Origin of the sequence: Corynebacterium sp. DNF00584 (assembly GCF_001552965.1) — a bacterium.
Taxonomy (GTDB): Bacteria; Actinomycetota; Actinomycetes; order Mycobacteriales; family Mycobacteriaceae; genus Corynebacterium; species Corynebacterium phoceense.
Map to the genome: position 1 here is coordinate 1 of NZ_KQ959746.1, position 5,398 is coordinate 5,398.

3 rRNA genes are annotated in these 5,398 nt (G+C 52.8%); all 3 read right to left on the reverse strand.

The annotated features are described in order from the left end of the window. Positions 1-3: 3 nt before the first annotated feature. The 3 genes from rrf to HMPREF0307_RS05525 all read right to left on the reverse strand — a co-directional run bounded on the left by rrf (position 4) and on the right by HMPREF0307_RS05525 (position 5,335). Positions 4-121, reverse strand: a 5S ribosomal RNA gene (gene rrf / locus HMPREF0307_RS05515). Between the two features lie 138 nt (positions 122-259). Continuing rightward, positions 260-3,335 (reverse strand): 23S ribosomal RNA (locus HMPREF0307_RS05520). 479 nt (positions 3,336-3,814) lie between these two features. Next, positions 3,815-5,335 (reverse strand): 16S ribosomal RNA (locus HMPREF0307_RS05525). The 16S, 23S and 5S rRNA genes sit together here, the layout of an rRNA operon. Positions 5,336-5,398: the final 63 nt, after the last annotated feature.

The window sequence follows — 5,398 nt, forward strand, 5'->3', positions numbered from 1 at the left end:
TTATGTCGGCGGTAACTTACTCTCCCACACCCTCCCGAGTGCAGTACCATCAGCGCGGGCAGGCTTAGCTTCCGGGTTCGGAATGGGACCGGGCGTTTCCCTGCCGCTATCAACCACCGACAAACATCCGGGGCATGCAACGTGTGTTGCACTCACCTGGCGGGTGTTGTGTCAGATACTGCATAGTGGACGCGAGCAACAGGAATTTTTCATTGTTTCATTGCGTTGTGTTGCACCCAAACCGTTTTTTGGGTTTGGTGTGTGTTTGTTTTGGCCTATTAGTACCAGTAGCCTTAACATTTTGCAATGCTTCCAGGTCTGGCCTATCAACCCCATAGTCTTTAGGGGGCCTTGTAGTGAAACCTCATCTTAAAACAGGCTTCCCGCTTAGATGCTTTCAGCGGTTATCCCTTCCGTACGTAGCCAACCAGCGATGCTCCTGGCGGAACAACTGGCACACTAGAGGTACGTCCGTCCCGGTCCTCTCGTACTAGGGACAGCCTTCTTCAAGTTTCAACGCGCGCGGCGGATAGAGACCGAACTGTCTCACGACGTTCTGAACCCAGCTCGCGTGCCGCTTTAATGGGCGAACAGCCCAACCCTTGGGACCTACTCCAGCCCCAGGATGCGACGAGCCGACATCGAGGTGCCAAACCATCCCGTCGATATGAACTCTTGGGGAAGATCAGCCTGTTATCCCCGGGGTACCTTTTATCCGTTGAGCGACACCACATCCATAAGTAGGTGCCGGATCACTAGTCCCGACTTTCGTCCCTGTTCGAGCTGTCACTCTCACAGTCAAGCTCCCTTGTGCACTTACACTCAACACCTGATTGCCAACCAGGCTGAGGGAACCTTTGGGCGCCTCCGTTACATTTTGGGAGGCAACCGCCCCAGTTAAACTACCCACCAGGCACTGTCCCCAACCCAGATCATGGGCCAAGGTTAAGGTGCTCAATCCGATCAGAGTGGTATTTCAACAACGACTCCACCATCACTGGCGTGATAGTTTCTAAGTCTCCCACCTATCCTACACAAACCGAACCAAACACCAATACCAAGCTATAGTGAAGGTCCCGGGGTCTTTTCGTCCTGCCGCGCGTAACGAGCATCTTTACTCGTAGTGCAATTTCACCGGGCCTGTGGTTGAGACAGCAGGGAAGTCGTTACGCCATTCGTGCAGGTCGGAACTTACCCGACAAGGAATTTCGCTACCTTAGGATGGTTATAGTTACCACCGCCGTTTACTGGGGCTTAAATTCTCAGCTTCGCACATCAACGATGTACTAACCGGTCCTCTTAACCTTCCAGCACCGGGCAGGCGTCAGTCCATATACATCAACTTAACGTCTTCGCATGGACCTGTGTTTTTGATAAACAGTCGCTTCCCTCTATTCTCTGCGACCCCACACCGCTTCAAGCCGCAAGGACTTGTCACGGTATGTGGTCCCCCTTCTCCCGAAGTTACGGGGGCATTTTGCCGAGTTCCTTAACCACAGTTCACCCGAACGCCTTAGTATTTTCAACCTGACTACCTGTGTCGGTTTAGGGTACGGGCCATATACATACATCGCTAGAGGCTTTTCTCGACAGCACGGGATCACCAACTTCACCCCAATCGGGCTACGCATCACGTCTCACCTTCAATTAAGGCACGGATTTACCTATGCCTCCGGCTACACGCTTACACCAACAATCCATTAAGCGGCTTGGCTACCCCACTGTGTCACCCCATCGCTTGAACCACACATCAGGCCCCACGACATCAACAACACCAACCAACAAAGTTAGTTAAGTGTCGTATCCGCGGTGGTTAGTATCAGTGCTTTATCAGGGGCGCATGTATACGGGTACCAGAATATCAACTGGTTATCCATCGACTACGCCTGTCGGCCTCGCCTTAGGTCCCGACTCACCCTGGGAAGACGAACTTGACCCAGGAACCCTTAGTCATCCGGCGGGTAGGATTCTCACCTACCAATTCGTTACTCATGCCTGCATTCTCACTCGCACATACTCCACGCCGCCTTACGGTAACGCTTCACAACATGCACGACGCTCCCCTACCCAATAACAAAAGTATTGCCGCGGCTTCGGCGGTGTGCTTGAGCCCCACTACATTGTCGGCGCGAAACCACTCGACCAGTGAGCTATTACGCACTCTTTCAAGGATGGCTGCTTCTAAGCCAACCTCCTGGCTGTCTTCGCGATCCCACATCCTTTTCCACTTAGCACACCCTTAGGGGCCTTAACCGGCGATCTGGGCTGTTTCCCTCTCGACTATGAAGCTTATCCCCCACAGTCTCACTGCCGCACAACACATTAATGGCATTCGGAGTTTGGCTGACATTGCTAAGATTGTAGTCCCGCTCAACCAACCAGTAGCTCTACCTCCACCAAGCTAATGCGACGCTGCACCTAAATGCATTTCGGGGAGAACCAGCTATCACGGAGTTTGATTGGCCTTTCACCCCTACCCACAGCTCATCCCCGCAGTTTTCAACCTACGTGGGTTCGCGCCTCCACAACCTCTTACAGCTGCTTCACACTGGCCATGGGTAGATCACCCCGCTTCGGGTCCAGGACATGCCACTAAAAATCACCCCATTAGGATTCGGTTTCCCTACGGCTACCCCACACGGGTTAACCTCGCGACATGCCGCTGACTCGCAGGCTCATTCTTCAAAAGGCACGCCATCACACACATACAGGTGCTCTGACGGATTGTAAGCACATGGTTTCAGGAACTATTTCACTCCCCTCCCGGGGTACTTTTCACCATTCCCTCACGGTACTCATCCACTATCGGTCACACTGAGTATTTAGGCTTACCGGATGGTCCCGGCAGATTCACAGCAGATTCCACGAGCCCGCTGCTACTCGGGCAACCCAACAACTTAGAAATTGAAGACTTCAATTACGGGACTATCACCCTCTACGGTAGGCGTTTCCACACCACTTCACCTATCAACAACAACCAAGCACAGTATCGGTAGCTACTGCCTGTTAGGGCCCACAACACCGCACACACAACCCCTACCAGGTATCACATGCACACGGTTTAGCCTCATCCACGTTCGTTCGCCACTACTAGCAGAATCATTATTATTTTCTCTTCCTACGGGTACTGAGATGTTTCACTTCCCCGCGTAACCCCCACAACAGCTATGAATTCACTGAAGGGTAACCACCCATAACGGTGGCCAGGTTTCCCCATTCGGACATCCTCGGATCAACGCTCAATTGACAACTCCCCGAGGCTTAACGCAGCCTTACACGTCCTTCATCGGCTCAGCATGCCAAGGCATCCACCATGCGCCCTTAGTAACGAACACACAACCAACAACAACCAACCCCCACCACAAAAGGCAAGAAACTAACTGTTGCCGGCGTGAACAACAAAACACAAAAGAACAAAAGAAATTACACAACACAACAAACCAACCACACAAAAATGCAGTCCAACGGTTTGCTGTGTGATGCTCGCGTCCACTATACAGTTCTCACACAACACCCCAACCAACCAACAAACAACAAAGCAAACGCTCACACTGCCTATTGAAACCGGCTGGGTTACACCAAGGGGATAATGCCCCAGACACCCAACAATGCACCAACGAACCTTACAACTATTTTCGTCCTTTAACGTTTCACACAATGTTTTGTGTGTTTATCGTGTGATGTGTCTCCACCCGATTAAAAACACTGTTGGCAGCACCACCTACGGGCACTCAACCAACCACCAAAGAAACAAAGCCTATAAAAACAATGCCTTCGGTATACCCACAACTGTGGGCTAAATAAAGCTCCTTAGAAAGGAGGTGATCCAGCCGCACCTTCCGGTACGGCTACCTTGTTACGACTTCGTCCCAATCGCCGATCCCACCTTCGACAGCTCCCTAACGAGTTTGAGCCACTGGCTTCGGGTGTTACCAACTTTCATGACGTGACGGGCGGTGTGTACAAGGCCCGGGAACGTATTCACCGCAGCATTGCTGATCTGCGATTACTAGCGACTCCAACTTCATGGGGTCGAGTTGCAGACCCCAATCCGAACTAAGACCGGCTTTCAGCGATTCGCTCCACCTCACAGTGTCGCTGCGCATTGTACCGACCATTGTAGCACGTGTGAAGCCCTGGACATAAGGGGCATGATGATTTGACGTCATCCCCACCTTCCTCCGAGTTGACCCCGGCAGTCTCTCATGAGTCCCCACCATAACGTGCTGGCAACATAAGACAAGGGTTGCGCTCGTTGCGGGACTTAACCCAACATCTCACGACACGAGCTGACGACAACCATGCACCACCTGTATACAAGCCACAAGGGAAACTACATCTCTGCAGCAATCCTGTATATGTCAAGCCCAGGTAAGGTTCTTCGCGTTGCATCGAATTAATCCACATGCTCCGCCGCTTGTGCGGGCCCCCGTCAATTCCTTTGAGTTTTAGCCTTGCGGCCGTACTCCCCAGGCGGGGCGCTTAATGCGTTAGCTACGGCACGAACCCCGTGGAAGGGACTCACACCTAGCGCCCACCGTTTACGGCATGGACTACCAGGGTATCTAATCCTGTTCGCTACCCATGCTTTCGCTCCTCAGCGTCAGTAACTGCCCAGAGACCTGCCTTCGCCATCGGTGTTCCTCCTGATATCTGCGCATTTCACCGCTACACCAGGAATTCCAGTCTCCCCTACAGCACTCAAGTTAGCCCGTATCGCCTGCACGCCCGGAGTTAAGCCCCGGAATTTCACAGACGACGCGACAAACCACCTACGAGCTCTTTACGCCCAGTAATTCCGGACAACGCTCGCACCCTACGTATTACCGCGGCTGCTGGCACGTAGTTAGCCGGTGCTTCTTATACAGGTACCGTCACAAAAAGCTTCGTCCCTGTCGAAAGGAGTTTACAACCCGAAGGCCTTCATCCCCCACGCGGCGTCGCTGCATCAGGCTTCCGCCCATTGTGCAATATTCCCCACTGCTGCCTCCCGTAGGAGTCTGGGCCGTATCTCAGTCCCAATGTGGCCGTACACCCTCTCAGGCCGGCTACCCGTCGACGCCTTGGTAGGCCATTACCCCACCAACAAGCTGATAGGCCGCGAGCTCATCCCCAACCGCAAAAGCTTTCCACCTTCCACACTAAAGAAAGGTCATATCCGGTATTAGACCCAGTTTCCCAGGCTTATCCCAAAGTTGAGGGCAGATCACCCACGTGTTACTCACCCGTTCGCCACTCGAGTACCCGCAGCAAGCTGCAGGCCTTTCCGTTCGACTTGCATGTGTTAAGCACGCCGCCAGCGTTCGTCCTGAGCCAGGATCAAACTCTCCACAAAAACCAATCAGAAAAAATCCGATAAAGGCTTATAGGCCGTGAAAAGCCCAATACCAAAGCAAAA